Origin of the sequence: Streptomyces sp. NPDC096046, from assembly GCF_040303285.1 — a bacterium.
GTDB lineage: Bacteria > Actinomycetota > Actinomycetes > Streptomycetales > Streptomycetaceae > Streptomyces.
This window is the reverse complement of the sequence record NZ_JBEOSZ010000020.1, coordinates 31852-46206: the sequence shown is the minus strand read 5'-3', so window position 1 is coordinate 46206 and position 14355 is coordinate 31852. Positions and strand designations below refer to the sequence as shown.

General features: G+C 73.2%; 12 protein-coding genes. 10 read left to right on the top strand and 2 right to left on the bottom strand.

Translation table 11 applies throughout. The features are described from left to right. The first annotated feature begins 133 nt into the window (after positions 1-133). Positions 134-976, top strand: a complete 843-nt coding sequence (locus ABTX62_RS19150) for a MurR/RpiR family transcriptional regulator (protein ID WP_352117259.1) — start codon at positions 134-136, stop codon at positions 974-976. Between the two features lie 90 nt (positions 977-1066). Next, on the top strand, positions 1067-1651 hold the full coding sequence (locus tag ABTX62_RS19145) for a hypothetical protein (RefSeq protein WP_352117258.1): 585 nt from the start codon (positions 1067-1069) through the stop codon (positions 1649-1651). Positions 1652-2139: 488 nt separating this feature from the next. Here the strand turns inward: ABTX62_RS19145 and ABTX62_RS19140 are convergent, their stop codons facing one another. Further along, complete coding sequence (locus tag ABTX62_RS19140; RefSeq protein ID WP_352117257.1) at positions 2140-3513, bottom strand: type III PLP-dependent enzyme domain-containing protein; 1374 nt, start codon at positions 3511-3513, stop codon at positions 2140-2142. Positions 3514-3640: 127 nt separating this feature from the next. Between ABTX62_RS19140 and hutU the strand changes: the two genes are divergently transcribed. From hutU to hutI, 4 genes are read left to right on the top strand one after another with little or no spacing between them, the layout of a single operon-like run. After that, a complete protein-coding gene (gene hutU / locus ABTX62_RS19135; RefSeq protein ID WP_352117256.1) occupies positions 3641-5320 on the top strand; it encodes a urocanate hydratase in 1680 nt (559 codons plus the stop codon). After that, positions 5317-6534 carry an allantoate amidohydrolase gene (locus ABTX62_RS19130; protein WP_352117255.1) on the top strand — a complete coding sequence of 406 codons (1218 nt, stop codon included), beginning with the start codon at positions 5317-5319 and terminating at the stop codon, positions 6532-6534. Before hutU ends, ABTX62_RS19130 begins: the two co-directional genes overlap by 4 nt. Further along, a complete protein-coding gene (locus tag ABTX62_RS19125) occupies positions 6525-7916 on the top strand; it encodes a formimidoylglutamate deiminase (RefSeq protein ID WP_502997978.1) in 1392 nt (463 codons plus the stop codon). The genes ABTX62_RS19130 and ABTX62_RS19125 overlap by 10 nt, the downstream gene beginning before the upstream one ends. Then, entirely contained in the window at positions 7913-9211 is a 1299-nt protein-coding gene (gene hutI, locus ABTX62_RS19120) for an imidazolonepropionase (protein ID WP_352117254.1), read from the top strand. The genes ABTX62_RS19125 and hutI overlap by 4 nt, the downstream gene beginning before the upstream one ends. 107 nt (positions 9212-9318) lie before the next feature. Here the strand turns inward: hutI and ABTX62_RS19115 are convergent, their stop codons facing one another. Next, a complete protein-coding gene (locus ABTX62_RS19115; RefSeq protein WP_352117253.1) occupies positions 9319-10245 on the bottom strand; it encodes an RNA polymerase sigma factor SigF in 927 nt (308 codons plus the stop codon). A 239-nt stretch (positions 10246-10484) separates the two neighbouring features. Here ABTX62_RS19115 and ABTX62_RS19110 point away from each other — a divergent pair, with 239 nt between their 5' ends. The 4 genes from ABTX62_RS19110 to ABTX62_RS19095 all read left to right on the top strand — a co-directional run bounded on the left by ABTX62_RS19110 (position 10485) and on the right by ABTX62_RS19095 (position 14300). Then, positions 10485-10862, top strand: coding sequence for an STAS domain-containing protein (locus ABTX62_RS19110; RefSeq protein WP_031102780.1), 378 nt, complete (start codon positions 10485-10487; stop codon positions 10860-10862). A 243-nt stretch (positions 10863-11105) separates the two neighbouring features. Continuing rightward, complete coding sequence (locus ABTX62_RS19105; protein ID WP_283974302.1) at positions 11106-11657, top strand: ATP-binding protein; 552 nt, start codon at positions 11106-11108, stop codon at positions 11655-11657. A gap of 737 nt (positions 11658-12394) precedes the next feature. Next, the gene (locus tag ABTX62_RS19100; protein WP_352117252.1) at positions 12395-13096 is read left to right on the top strand and encodes an LPXTG cell wall anchor domain-containing protein; all 702 of its coding nucleotides are present in this window, start codon (positions 12395-12397) and stop codon (positions 13094-13096) included. A gap of 214 nt (positions 13097-13310) precedes the next feature. Continuing rightward, positions 13311-14300: a hypothetical protein gene (locus ABTX62_RS19095; RefSeq protein WP_352117251.1), complete on the top strand. Its 990-nt coding sequence runs from the start codon at positions 13311-13313 to the stop codon at positions 14298-14300. Positions 14301-14355 lie beyond the last annotated feature (55 nt).

The window sequence follows — 14355 nt, the reverse complement described above, 5'->3', positions numbered from 1 at the left end:
CACTGGGATTAGCCCCCCTGTCCGGCAGGGGTTTTCCCGTCCCGGAGCCCCGGCGGCCCTCCCGTCCGGCTTGCCGCTCTGCATATGCTCATGCAGAATCCTCAGCTACTGAATAGGCGAGGGGGAGCACGTCATGAGCGTGACCGACAGCCCTGCCGCGCGGTTGCAGGCGCTCTTCGAGGGGCACCGGCTCACGCCGACCCAGCGGCGCATCGCGCACAGCATGGTGCGGCGCGCCGCCGACGTGCCGTTCCTGTCGAGCGTGGAGCTCGCCGAGCTGGCCGGGGTCAGCCAGCCGTCCGTGACCCGCTTCGCCGTCGCCCTCGGCTTCGACGGTTATCCCGCCCTGCGTCGGCATCTGCGCGAGGTCGCGCCCGTCGAACCCGCCGCGGAGGCCGGTACCCACAACGAGTACCAGCAGGCCGTCGAGGCCGAGATCGAGAACCTGCGGCACCTGGCGGAGGCCCTGGCCGACCCCGCTCCCGTGCAGCGCGCGGGGCGGCTCCTCGCCGGCTCCCGCCCGCTCCTCGTCCTCGGCCTGCGGGCCGCCGCCGCCCAGGCGCACGGCTTCGCCTACTTCGCCGCCAAGGTCCACCCCGACGTCCGGCTGCTCGGCGAGGGCGGCACGATGCTCCAGGACCGCATCGACGCCGCCGTCGGGGCCGGTGCGACCGCGCTGCTCTGCTTCGCGCTGCCCCGGCACCCCCGCGAGGTCGTCGACACCCTCGCCTACGCCAAGGAGGCCGGGCTGAGCGTCGTCACGGTGGCCGACTCCGCCTTCGCGCCCGTCGCCAAGGTGTCCGACCTGCTGCTGCCCGCCGCGGTCGGGACCGGCCTCGCCTTCGACACGGCCTGTGCGCCGATGCTGCTCGGCCGGGTGCTGCTGGAGGCCATGTGCGACGACCTGCCCCGCGCCCAGTCCCGCCTGGAGGAGTTCGACGCGAAGGCGGCGGCGCGGGGCCTGTTCGTCGACTGACGGCACTCGCGGTGTCTTCTCAGATTCGTCTCACGATGCGTCGCTAACGTACGTCTTCCAAAGGCTTCGGAGACCGAACGGAGGCTGGAGATGACGCGTGGAGGACAGGGGCTGGCCCGGGTGGCCGTCGTCGTACGGGCGGGGGCGGCCCCGCTGTGGTGGCTGGGCGTACTCGCGGCGGGTATCGGCTCGCTCGCACCGGGCCTGACCGGGCGCCGTATCGGCGTCCTGGCCGGGGCGGCGCTCTTCGTTCTGGCTGCGGCCGTCGTGGCCGGCAGCCGCCGCAAGCGCTATACGGCCCTGGCCGCCTCGGCGGCCCGCGCGGGCAAGCACGACGTGCTGCAGGACCGCGCGGTCACGGTGCGCAACTGGCGTCGGGGCAACCGCTGGTGGCTCCTCCTCGCCTTCCTCGCCGCCCTGGGCAGCGCCTTCGCCGTCCCGGCGGCCGGGGGCATGGTCCTGGCCGGGTGCGGCGTGGGCCTGTGGCTCAAGTCGGCCTGGCTGGGCCGCCGGGAGCGCGACGGTGAGGCACTGCTGTGGGTCCGCGTGGACTGGCTGCGCGGGGGCGCGGCGCACCCGGCCGGCAAGCGGGTGAAGGCGTACCGCAGCACGGGCATCGCGGCGGGCGACGCGGCCCCGGGAGGCGCACGAAAGAAGTCACCGGCACTGGTGTGACGCCCCCGGGTCCACGGGCCTGTATCGCCGCGCGGCCCCGCCACGGGGGCGCGCCGAGCCATGACAGGCCCACGGCCGGGGAGTTGCGCAGCCTGCAGCCTGCAGCCTGCCGTGCCGCATCCGCGGCGTGCGGGGCGGGGGCGGCTCGTCGTCATGCGCCCATGGCCCGGGGACTGTGCGGCCCGTCGTGATGCGTCCAGGGCCCGGGGGCCTGCGCGGCCTTCATGGTGCGTCCGTGGCGCGGGGGCACTGTCCGTCGAGTTGCGGCACGTCCGCGGTCCTCGGGGTGCTGTGCGCCGAGTGATGATGCGCCTGTGGCGCGAGGGCTCGCGGCCCGTCACGACGGGCCTGCGACCGCGGGGCACTGTCCGTCCCGTTGCGGCGCGTTTGCGGTCCTCGGGCCGCTGCGCGTCGGGCCGTGACGTGTGCGCCTGCGGTGCGGGGGCTGCGTGGCCCGTTACCGGGCGTCCACGGCCCGGTGCCCGGGGCTACGCAGGTCCGAACGGTGGCTGTGTCAACGCGTTCACCTGCGCCCCACCGGACTCGGCGACGACCTCCCGCACGGTCTGCGCCCGCCGCACCACCGCGAAGCTCCCCTGCGGCCCGAACCCGTACACCCCGGGCCGCACCAGCGAGTTGTAGCCGTAGTGATGCGCGAAGTAGTACGCCCCGGTGTCCAGAGCCGCCGCGTAATCGCCCTGCTCCAGCAGGGGCAGGGACCGCCCCTCGGCCAGCAGGTCCCCCGCGAAACAGGCCGGCCCCGCCACGTCCTGCACCACCACCGGCCCGCCCTTCGGCCGTCCCTTCGCGTCGTAGGCGGAGATTCGCAAGGGCCAGCTCCCCGGTGCGTAGACCGTCCGCGCGGCCACCTGCACCCCGGCATGGGTGACCGCCACCGCCCGGCCGCCGGAGACCTTCGCGTACTCGACCCGTGCCACCACCGTCCCGTGCTTCGCCAGCAGCGATCGGCCGAACTCGGTGACCAGCCCGTACCGCCCGTCGAACAGCCCCGGCACCTCCTCGGCGAGCAGCCGCGCGTACTGCGCGTAGGTCGGGGTCGTCGCGTCCGAGGCGAAGTTCACCGGCAGGCCGCCGCCGATGTCGAGCGTGTCGATCTGGTGCCGTCCGGCCCGCAGATTGATCTCCTCCGCCAGTGCGTACGTCTCCGCCACGCCCCGCGCCATCAGGGCCGGCGGGATGCCCTGGGACCCGGTGTGCGTGTGCAGCCGCGTCAGCCACGGCCGGTCCAGAAACGCCTGGACGACCCACTCCCGGGCTCCCTCGTCGCGCAGGGCCACCCCGAACTTCGAGGTGGCCGTCGCTGTGGACAGCGCCTCGATGGAACCCCCGCCGACCTGTGGATTCACCCGGATTCCGAAGGGTGAGCGGCTCGCCGCCGTCTGCGTCAGGGTGTCGATGCGGGCCAGCTCCTGCGGGTTGTCCGCGTTGACGGCGATGCCCAGGGACAGCGCCTCGCGCAGTTCGGCCGGGGTCTTCGCGGGGGAGTCGAGCACCGTCGCCTCCGCCGGCATGCCCGCCGCCCGCGCCAGGGCCAGCTCACCGGGGCTCGCGACCTCCGCGCCGAGGCCCTCCTCGCGCAGCAGCCGCAGCACCGGCACCAGCGGGGTCGCCTTCACCGCGAAGGCGTGCAGCACGGGCGTGCCCGGTGCCGCCACCGCGTCGAACGCCGCCCGCAGCGCGGCCGCCGACTCCCGGATGCCGGTGACGTCCAGCAGCCCGACGATGGGGCTGTCGGGCCCGAGCAGCCCTTGCTCCACGGCGGCCCGCACCGCCTCGTCCCGCCGGACCGTCCGACCGGCCCCGGTGTCGTCCGCTTCTTCCGCCTCGATGTGCGCGCCCATGCATCCAGCCAAACATCCACGGCTTCGTCGCGCCGACCCCCGACGTGTTGACTAGCTCTATTCATGAGGTCAGGATGTGAATAGACGCAGCAACATTCCGCCGGGAGCACCCACCAGGAGGCAGACCATGTCAGGACCCCGCACCGTCCGAGCGCCGCGCGGCACGGAACCGAGCGCCCTGGGATGGCAGCAGGAGGCCGCCCTGCGGATGCTGCAGAACAACCTCGACCCGGAGGTCGCCGAGCACCCCGACCAGCTCGTCGTCTACGGCGGCACCGGCAAGGCGGCGCGCGACTGGCGCTCCTTCGACGCGATGGTGCGCACCCTCGAGGGGCTGAAGCAGGACGAGACCATGCTGGTCCAGTCCGGCCGCCCCGTCGGGGTCATGCAGACCCACGAGTGGGCCCCGCGCGTTCTCATCGCCAACTCCAACCTCGTCGGCGACTGGGCCACCTGGGAGGAGTTCCGCCGCCTCGAACAGCTCGGCCTGACCATGTACGGGCAGATGACCGCCGGCTCCTGGATCTACATCGGCACCCAGGGCATCCTCCAGGGCACCTACGAGACCTTCGCCGCCGTCGCCGCGAAGAAGTTCGGCGGGACGCTGGCCGGCACCATCACCCTGACCGCCGGTCTCGGCGGCATGGGCGGTGCCCAGCCGCTCGCCGTGACGATGAACGACGGTGTGGCGATCTGCGTCGACTGCGACCCGCGCGCCATCGAGCGGCGCATCGAGCACCGGTACCTCGATGTGCGGGCCGACTCCCTGGACCACGCCCTCCGGCTGGCGACCGAGGCGCGCGACGCCCGCCGCCCCCTGTCCATCGGCGTCCTCGGCAACGCGGCCGAGCTGCTGCCGCAGCTCCTCGCCATGGGCGCGCCCATCGACATCGTGACGGACCAGACCTCGGCCCACGACCCGCTGGCCTACCTGCCGCTGGGCACCGCCTTCGAGGACATGGCCGACGCCGCCGCCAAGGACCCGGCCGGTTTCACCACCAGGGCCCGCGAATCCATGGCCCGGCACGTGGAGGCCATGGTCGGCTTCATGGACGCCGGCGCCGAGGTCTTCGACTACGGCAACTCCATCCGCGGCGAGGCCCGACTGGCGGGATACGACCGGGCCTTCGCCTTCCCGGGCTTCGTGCCCGCCTACATCCGCCCGCTGTTCTGCGAGGGCAAGGGCCCCTTCCGCTGGGCCGCCCTGTCCGGCGAGGCCTCCGACATCGCCAAGACCGACAAGGCGATCCTGGACCTCTTCCCGGAGGCTGAGTCCATTCAGAACGCGTCCCTCGCCCGCTGGATCAAGATGGCCGGCGAACGCGTCCACTTCCAGGGCCTGCCCGCCCGGATCTGCTGGCTCGGCTACGGCGAGCGGGACAAGGCCGGTGAGCGGTTCAACGACATGGTCGCGAGCGGGGAGCTGGCCGCGCCGGTCGTCATCGGCCGCGACCACCTCGACTGCGGTTCCGTCGCGTCCCCCTACCGTGAGACCGAGGCCATGCTCGACGGGTCCGACGCGATCGCCGACTGGCCGCTGCTGAACGCCATGGTGAACGTGGCGTCCGGGGCCTCCTGGGTGTCGATCCACCACGGCGGCGGCGTCGGGATGGGCCGGTCGATCCACGCGGGGCAGGTGACCGTGGCCGACGGCACGGCGCTCGCGGGCGAGAAGATCCGCCGGGTGCTCACGAACGACCCCGGCATGGGCGTCATCCGGCACGTCGACGCCGGGTACGACATCGCGGAGTCGGTCGCGGGGGAGCGGGGCGTGCGGGTCCCGATGCGCGAGGGTGACGACGCGTGAGCTTCCACAGCATGTGGGCGGAGCTGCTGCCGGTCGGCCGCAGTTCCGCCTCCGGCGGCTACCGACGCTTCGCCTGGACGGATGCCGACGCGGACTGCCGGGCCTGGTTCGAGGACCAGGCCCGCTCGCGCGGCCTCACCCACGAGGTCGACCGCAACGGCAACCAGTGGGCCTGGCTCGGGGACCCCGCCGCCGGGGACGCCGTCGTCACCGGGTCGCACCTCGACTCCGTGCCGGACGGCGGTGCCTTCGACGGCCCCCTCGGAGTCGTGTCCGCCTTCGCCGCGCTGGACGAACTGCGCGCCAGGGACGCCCGCCTCACCCGGCCCCTCGGCATCGTGAACTTCGGCGACGAGGAGGGCGCCCGCTTCGGACTCGCCTGCGTGGGGTCCCGGCTCACCGCCGGGCAGCTCACCCGTGACCAGGCCCACCTGCTCACCGACGGCGACGGCGTGTCGCTGCCGCACGCCATGGAGGCCGCCGGACACGACCCCGACGCCATCGGCGCCGACCCCGAACGGCTCGCCCGCATCGGCGCCTTCGTCGAACTGCACGTCGAGCAGGGCCGGGCCCTGGACCTGTCCGGCGACCGGGTCGGCATCGCCAGCGCGATCTGGCCGCACGGCCGGTGGCGGTTCGACTTCCGGGGCGAGGCCAACCACGCCGGCACCACCCGGCTCGCCGACCGGCACGACCCCATGCTGTCCTACGCCGAGACCGTCCTCGCCGCCCGGCGCGAGGCGGAACTCGCCGGAGCCGTCGCCACCTTCGGCAAGATCGCCGTGGAGCCCAACGGCGTCAACGCGATCCCCTCCCTCGTGCGCGGCTGGCTCGACTCCCGCGCCGAGGACCAGAGGAGCCTGGACACCGTGGTCGGCGGCATCGAGAAGGCGGCCCGGAGTCACGCGGACGCGCACGGCGTCGACCTCGACATCGTCCGCGAGTCGTTCACCCCCGTCGTCGAGTTCGACCACGCCCTGCGTGACGAGCTCGCCCGCATCCTCGGCACGGACACCGGCCTCACGGTCCCCGTCCTCGGCACCGGCGCGGGACACGACGCCGGGATCCTGTCCGGCAGCATCCCGACCGCCATGCTGTTCGTGCGCAATCCCACCGGCGTCTCCCACTCCCCGGCCGAGTCCGCGAGCGAGGACGACTGCGTGGCCGGGGTACTCGCACTCACCGACGTACTGGAAGGACTGGCGTGCAGGTGACGACAGCAGCCCCGCGGACGTACTGGCTGGAGCACGCCTGGCTCGGCACCCTCCCCGAAGCTCCCGGCTCCGCTCGAACAGGGGAGACCGCCATCGAGCCGGGCGTCGCCCTCGACGTCCAAGACGGCCGCATCACCGCCGTTCGCACCGGCACCCCCGCCCCGCCGCCCGGCGCCGAGGTGCTGCGCGGCCTCACCCTCCCCGGCCTGGCCAACGCCCACAGCCACGCCTTCCACCGGGCCCTGCGCGGCACCGTCCAGGTCGGCTCCGGCACCTTCTGGACCTGGCGCGAGGTCATGTACGCCACGGCCGCCCGGCTCACTCCGGACAGCTACCACGCCCTCGCCCGCGCCGTGTACGCCGAGATGGCCCTGGCCGGCGTCACGGCGGTCGGCGAGTTCCACTACGTCCACCACGCCCCCGGCGGCACCCCCTACGCCGATCCCAACGCCATGGGGGAGGCCCTCATCGCGGCCGCCGCCGAAGCCGGGATCCGCATCACCCTCCTCGACACCGCCTACCTCTCCTCCGGCTTCGGGCAGCCGCCCACCGAGCCCCAGCTCCGCTTCTCCGACGGCACCGCGGACGCCTGGGCCGAACGCTGTTCAGTTCTCAAGGAACGGGATCACGCGCGGATCGGGGCGGCGATCCACTCCGTACGGGCCGTGCCCGCCGACCAGTTGGCGACCGTCGCGCGGTGGGCCGGGGAGCGGCGGGCCCCGCTCCACGTGCACCTGTCGGAGCAGACCGCCGAGAACGACGCCTGCCGGGAGGCCCACGGCCGCACCCCGACGCGGCTGCTCGCCGACCACGGGGTGCTCGGGCCGCGCACCACCGGCGTCCACAACACCCACCTCACCGACGAGGACATCGCCCTCCTCGGCGGCAGCGGCACCGGCACCTGCATGTGCCCGACCACCGAGCGGGACCTCGCCGACGGCATCGGACCCGCCGTCGCCCTCCAGGGCGCCGGCTCGCCGCTCAGTCTCGGCTCCGACAGCCACGCCGTGATCGACCTGCTCGAAGAGGCGCGGGCCATGGAACTGAACGAACGGCTGCGCACCCGCATCCGGGGTCACTGGACGGCGGCGGCCCTCCTGCGGGCGGCCTCGGCCGACGGCCATGCCGCCCTCGGCTGGGCGGACGCGGGCGCCCTGGAGACCGGAGCGCTCGCCGACTTCACCACCATCGCGCTGGACTCGGTCAGGACGGCAGGGCCGCTTCCGCGGCTCGGGGCCGAGACGGCCGTATTCGCCGCGTCGGCAGCGGACGTGTCGCATACGGTCGTGGCAGGTCGGCACGTCGTGCGGGACGGGGTCCACCGCCTCGTGCCGGACGTGCCGCGAGCCCTCGCGGACGCCGTCGCAGCCCTGCGCGGATGACCCCGGGCCACCCGCCCGCGCGGCCCGGCTCCGCCCCCGCACCCGATCCCACCGCCGACCAGGCCACCAAGGACGCCATGAGCAACGCGACGACCGTCAGCCCCGCCCACTCCGCGAGCACCGCAAGCACGCTCATCACGAACATCGCCAGCCTGGTCACCAACGACCCCTCCCTCGAACGAGGAGGATCTCCCCTCGGATTGATCCAGGACGCAGCGGTCGTCATCGAAGGCGACCGCGTCGTGTGGACCGGTGATCGAAGCAAAGCACCCGCCACTGACAACCGGGTCGACGCGGGCGGCCGGGCCGTCCTGCCCGGCTTCGTGGACTCCCACTCCCACCTCGTCTTCGCGGGCGACCGGACGCAGGAGTTCAACGCCCGGATGTCCGGGCGGCCGTACAGCGCGGGCGGCATCCGCACCACCGTCGCGGCCACCCGGGCGGCGAGCGACGAGGAACTCGAGGCCAACGTCACCCGTTACCTCCACGAGGCCCTGCGCCAGGGCACCACCACGTTCGAGACGAAGTCCGGCTACGGCCTGACCGTCGAGGACGAGGCCCGGGCCCTGCGCATCGCCGCCGCCCACACCGACGAGGTCACCTACCTCGGCGCCCACATCGTGCCGCCGGACCACGCCGAGGACCCGGCCGGCTATGTCGCCCTGGTCACCGGCGAGATGCTCGACGCCTGCGCCCCGCACGCCCGCTGGATCGACGTCTTCTGCGAGAAGGGCGCCTTCGACGGCGACCAGGCCCGCGCGATCCTCACCGCCGGAAAGGCGCGCGGCCTGCACCCCCGTATCCACGCCAACCAGCTCTCGTACGGCCCGGGCGTGCGGCTCGCCGTCGAACTCGACGCGGCCAGCGCCGACCACTGCACCCACCTCACGGACGCGGACGTGGACGCCCTGGCCAACAGCCGTACCGTCGCGACCCTGCTGCCGGGCGCCGAGTTCTCCACGCGGGCCGAGTGGCCGGACGCACGGCGCCTGCTGGACGCGGGTGTCACGGTCGCGCTCTCCACGGACTGCAACCCCGGCTCGTCCTTCACCTCGTCCGTCCCGTTCTGCGTCGCCCTGGCCGTACGGGACATGGGGATGACCCCGGACGAGGCCGTGTGGTCGGCCACGGCGGGCGGCGCGGCGGCCCTCCGGCGCACCGACATCGGCCGCCTCACTCCGGGCGCGTACGCCGACCTGACGCTCCTCGACGCCCCGAGCCACGTCCACCTGGCCTACCGGCCCGGCGTGCCGCTGGTCAGCGGGGTGTGGCGGCGCGGAGTGCGCGTCGTGTGACCACCGGGCCCGCGATAGTGCGATGCCGTGCCGACGGACGGCCGGCACGCGCCCGGGGGCGGGCCGTCAGGCCCGCCCCCCGAGGACACGTTCACCCGTGTCGAGGATCACTCCTCGACGGTCAGCCCCTTGCGCAGCCGCACCAGCGTCCGCGACAGCAGCCGCGAGACGTGCATCTGCGAGATGCCGAGTTCTTCACCGATCTCCGACTGGGTCATGCCCGCGACGAACCGCAGGGACAGGATCTTCCGGTCGCGCTGCGGGAGTTCGGCTATCAGCGGCTTCAACGACTCGACGTACTCGATGCCTTCGAGCCCGTGGTCCTCGTAGCCGATGCGGTCCGCGAGCGCGCCCTCGGAGTCGTCCTCCTCCGGCTGGGCGTCCAGCGAGGAGGCGGTGTAGGCGTTCGAGGCGGCCATGCCCTCGACGACCTCGTCGTCGGAGAGGCCGAGGCGCTCGGCCAGTTCGGCCACCGTCGGGGCGCGGTCCAGCTTCTGGGCCAGCTCGTCACCGGCCTTGGCCAGATCCAGGCGCAGCTCCTGGAGCCGTCGCGGAACGCGCACGGACCACGAGGTGTCGCGGAAGAAGCGCTTGATCTCGCCGATGATGGTCGGCATCGCGAACGTGGGGAACTCCACGCCGCGGGACAGCTCGAACCGGTCGATCGCCTTGATCAGGCCGATGGTGCCGACCTGGATGATGTCCTCCATCGGCTCGCTGCGGGAGCGGAACCGGGAGGCGGCGAACTTGACCAGCGCGAGGTTCAGTTCGACGAGCGTGTTGCGGACGTACGAGTAGTCCTGGGTCCCTTCCTCCAGCGTCTCCAGACGCTCGAAGAGGGTCTTCGACAGGGCCCGTGCGTCGACCGCGTCGACTTCCGCGTACGGGGGGATGTCCGGAAGTCCGGCGAGAAGTCCGTCCTGTGTGACGAGCATCTCGTCCTGCTCGATGGGATCCGGATGTTCCGGAGAGAGTGCCGACGTCGCTTTGGGGGTACGCGATGCGTCGAGCCGGGGTGACATGATGTCCTCCATCGTTCTCGGCATATGGCTGCCGGAGCCGTAAGGTGCACTGCGGTGTGCGGCGCCTCCAAAGCCGGCCGTGTCGGGTACGTGTCCTTACTAGGCCTACCCGCTTTCCCGAGCCCACCGCAAGTGCGTTCTGTGGGCATATGTCCGTTTGTGTGTAGTTGTTCGGGTGTCGAAGCATGCGGGGAAGGCGTAGTGTTCGAGGGCGTCAGCAACCAGACTCGACGTCGGGAGAGAGAGACGGCATGGACCGCGGGACGGTCGGCAGCGCACAGTCTGGCCGGCTTCTGGTGGAGGTGCGGGAAGAGGGCTCTAGTGCCGTCGTGACCCCGGCGGGTGAGTTGGACCACCACACCGCCGATCTGTTGCGTGAGCCACTCGAGGACTGCCTCGCCAAGGGATTCAAGCGCCTGGTCATCGATTGCGCGCGCCTGGAGTTCTGTGACTCCACGGGCCTCAACGTGCTCCTCGGGGCGCGGCTGAAGGCGGAGGCGGCCGGTGGCGGCGTCTCGCTCGCCGGCATGCAGCCGGTGGTGGCCCGCGTGTTCGAGATCACAGGCGCGGACGCGGTCTTCAGCGTCCATGACTCGCTCGAGGCGGCCCTGGCCGACGAGTCGGGCTGATCGGCGGTGCGTCGGTGTGCGGTGCCTCGGCCATCCCCCTGTGACCGGTGTCCCGGTCCTGTCGCGCGTTTGGTGCGGAATACATGGGTGTTCCCTCGGTCCGCCAGGGCAAGAGACATCCTGAACGTGTCGGTCGCCAGGGTGGCGGGGGCGCCGCGAAGCCGACGCGCCGCGCGCTGCGCGACTGACGGTGTAGTGAACTTTTTGAATTGTGAACTGGTGAATCGGTGAGGTGAAGCGCTGATGAGCACCACCCGGCCTTACCCGCCGGGCGACCGCGGGCCGGAGCCCAGCGGCGCTTCCGGGGCGTCCGAGGGTGGCGTGGCGGCGACCGGTACGTCCGGCGAGGGTGTGGGCACGCCGTCCGGGACGGCATCGCCGGGGGGCCGGCAGGTGCGTCGGCTGAGTTTCGAGGGCGAGAGTGGTGTGGTGCCGCTGGCCCGCGACTTCACCCGCCAGGCGCTGTACGCGTGGGGCTGGCTGCCGGCCGCCTCCGCGGACCGGCGCGCCGCGGCCGAGGATGTGCTGCTGGTCGTCTCCGAGCTGGTCACCAATGCCTGCCTGCACGCCGAAGGGCCGGACCAGCTGCGGATCACCTGCGACAACAAGGTGATCCGTGTCGAGGTCGCCGACCGCGGCACCGGCCAGCCCGCACCCCGCACCCCGCACCGCGCGGGACGCCCGGGCGGCCATGGCATGTTCATCGTCCAGCGGCTGTGCCTGGACTGGGGCGTCGTCCGCGCACCGGGCGCCTCCGGCAAGACGGTGTGGGCGGAACTGGGCGCTCCGGCCTGATCTCGGGCGTCCTCGCCTGATCTGTGCCGCGCCCGCCTCATCCCGGACTCCTTCGCCTGGTCGTGCCGCTCCCGCCTGATCCCGGATGCCCCTCGCCTGGTCCGTGCCGCGTCTGCCTGTCCCCGGGTGCCCCTCGCCTGGTCCGTGCCGCGTCTGCCTGTCCCCGGACGTCTGCGCCTGGTCCGTGACGCGGTGGCGCTCCGGCCTGATCTCGGGTGCCCCTCGCCTGGTCCGTGCCGCGTCTGTCTGTCCCCGGACGCCTGCGCCTGGTCCGTGGGCGCCCCGCTGTTCCCGGGCGCCTTCGCCTGATCCGTGCCGCGTCGGCATGATCCTGAAGGCCCTTGCCTGGTCCTTAATGCGCCCCGTCGGCCCCGGGCGCCCGCACCTGACCCGTGTCCACAGGCGCGCCCCTGATCGCTGTCCCGAAGCAAGCCGGTGGGACCAGGGCCGACGCGCGTGCCCGTGATCGCGAGTTCACCTGCCCGGTTTCGGGCAGGTGTGCCACACCTCGGGCAGCCTCGACCCCTTCAGAGGCGTTTGACCGATCCTGCGCTTACCTGCCAGATCCTGTGCGTATCCGTCGGGTTCGTCGCTCAAGTGAGCGCTCCGGATGCGCCCGAACGGGTGATCGCCCCGTGTGGATCCGGCACGCCCTGTGTCTTCCTTCCTCAAGGCCCCGGGCGTACCTTGACGGCCCTATCTGATACGCCGTCAGGAACAGGAAGGGGGGCGGCACCGTGTCGTACCGGAAACGAACCGCCGCACTCGCGTCCGCCGCGGCCCTGGCCGGCTCGGTGGTGTGGATGGCCGCCCCCGCCGCCCGGGCCGAGGTCGTCGACGTCAACTACCAGTGCAAGACGCCGATCGGCGACAAGAGCGCCGTCTCGCCCATCGACATCAAGGCCGTCGAGAGCGGCGGCGGCTACCGGGTCACCATGTCCTGGCAGAAGGGCGTCTCCTCCAGCCCGGTCGAACTGGGCAAGGGTGCCATGACGCCCAGCGCCACCATCACCCTGGGCGGCGCCGACAGCGGCACCCTCTCGGTGGCCGGCCCCGCCAACGATGCCCCGATCCCGGCCAACACGCCCATCAAGATCAGCGACCTGAGCGGCACGTACACACCGGAGAAGAGCGGCGAGGTCACCTTCACGGCGGGTGTGCTCACCATCAAGGCGCTCGGTACGACCACCACGTGCACCCCGACGAACGACCCGGGCCCGTCCCTCACCCTCGACGTCACGGCCGCGAGCGGTGGCGGTACCACCGGCTCCGCCCAGGGGTCCGGTTCCGGCCCGGACACCGGTGCCGGGCTTCCGCGGACCGGGCCGGAGGACTCGGCCGTCGCCCTCGGCACCCTCGGTGGCACGGTCCTGCTGGTCGGCGCAGCGGGGGCCCTGTGGCTGACGAGGCGTCACCAGGGGGCCCGGGCAGGGCGCTGAGCCCGCGTCCGCGCCCCTCCCGACAGGCGCCGATGTCCCGGTCCGCTTCGGAACGCCGATGTGACGCCTGCCCCGACGCCGCCCCCACCCCCGACCCCGACGCCGCCCCCAACCCCCGACCCCGACGCCGCCCCCGACCCCGACGCCGTCCCCACCCCCGACCCCGACCCCGACGCCGTACGCCCGCACCGTACGACCGCCGCTGGAGCCGCCGATGCCGCCCGCCGTCCGTCCTCCGAACGGGGCGCTGCCCCTGCTGCTGGCGCTGCTGCTGGTCCTGGCGGGCGCCGGCCCCGGCGCGGCGGCGGACCGGCCCGTCGTCGAGCTGTCCGAGTCCGAGGCGGGGACGGGCGGTTCGGTCACCGTCACCGGCAGCGGGTGGCGGCCGCGTGCCCTGCTGACGCTGCTGGTGTGCGGGCAGGCCGAGCCGGAGCGGGGCGTGACCGGCGGGACCAACTCCTGTGCCAACGGCGACGGCCGGGCCGTCACCACCGGCGCCGACGGCCGCTTCCGCCGCGAACTGCCCGTCGTGGAGCCGCCGGTGCCGTGCCCCTGCGTGGTACACGTGGCGAGCGTGACGGGAGCCGGGGCCGAGGCCGACGCGGCTCTCCGGGTCGCCGGGCACGCCGTCGAGCCGATGCCCGCCGAAGCGGCCGGCGGACGGCTGTCCCTGCTCGCCGACGCCCGCCTGCGCGGCTCCGGCGGGCTGCTCACCTGGTTCGGCTCCCCGCCCTCGCGGACCCTCGTGGTCACCGTCGGCAACGCCGGCACCTCCCCCGTGAAGAACCCGGTCTTCCAGGTCGGCACCTCACACGGCGTGTTCGCCCCCGAGTGGCGGGACCAGCGATGGCGCGGCACGATCCGGCCGGGCGGGAAGGCCCGCATCGAACTGCCCGTGGAACTCGCGGCCGGGGCGCACGGCGACTACACCGTGTCGCTGAAGTACGGCGGCAAGGTGCTGGCCGAACACCCCTGGGGCGTGGGGCGTCCCTGGGGCGTGACCCTGTTCTGGGTCCTCGTCCTGCTGGTCGTGCCGGCGGCCCTGTTCCGTGCGGCCCTGGCCGTGATCGACCATGTACGGCCACGCCGTCCCGGCCACGCCGCCCGCCCGGCCCGCCGCCTGCGGCCGTCGGCACCCCGCCGGGCCGCGACCCGGCCCTGGTTCGCCCCCGATGCCGACCGGCCGGGGCCGGGAAGGCCATGAAGAAGGGCCGCCGCGCCCTCCGGGGGTGCGACGGCCCGACGTCAGGGTCCGGGGG

What these genes read in the sequence shown, in the direction of transcription:
- ABTX62_RS19105 (WP_283974302.1), top strand. Translation starts at nt 11,106, where the DNA reads ATGAGCACCACCCGGCCTTACCCGCCGGGCGACCGCGGGCCGGAGCCC.
- ABTX62_RS19145 (WP_352117258.1), top strand. Translation starts at nt 1,067, where the DNA reads ATGACGCGTGGAGGACAGGGGCTGGCCCGGGTGGCCGTCGTCGTACGG.
- ABTX62_RS19140 (WP_352117257.1), bottom strand. Translation starts at nt 3,513, where the DNA reads ATGGGCGCGCACATCGAGGCGGAAGAAGCGGACGACACCGGGGCCGGT.
- hutI (WP_352117254.1), top strand. Translation starts at nt 7,913, where the DNA reads ATGACCCCGGGCCACCCGCCCGCGCGGCCCGGCTCCGCCCCCGCACCC.
- hutU (WP_352117256.1), top strand. Translation starts at nt 3,641, where the DNA reads ATGTCAGGACCCCGCACCGTCCGAGCGCCGCGCGGCACGGAACCGAGC.
- ABTX62_RS19150 (WP_352117259.1), top strand. Translation starts at nt 134, where the DNA reads ATGAGCGTGACCGACAGCCCTGCCGCGCGGTTGCAGGCGCTCTTCGAG.
- ABTX62_RS19110 (WP_031102780.1), top strand. Translation starts at nt 10,485, where the DNA reads ATGGACCGCGGGACGGTCGGCAGCGCACAGTCTGGCCGGCTTCTGGTG.
- ABTX62_RS19095 (WP_352117251.1), top strand. Translation starts at nt 13,311, where the DNA reads ATGCCGCCCGCCGTCCGTCCTCCGAACGGGGCGCTGCCCCTGCTGCTG.
- ABTX62_RS19115 (WP_352117253.1), bottom strand. Translation starts at nt 10,245, where the DNA reads ATGGAGGACATCATGTCACCCCGGCTCGACGCATCGCGTACCCCCAAA.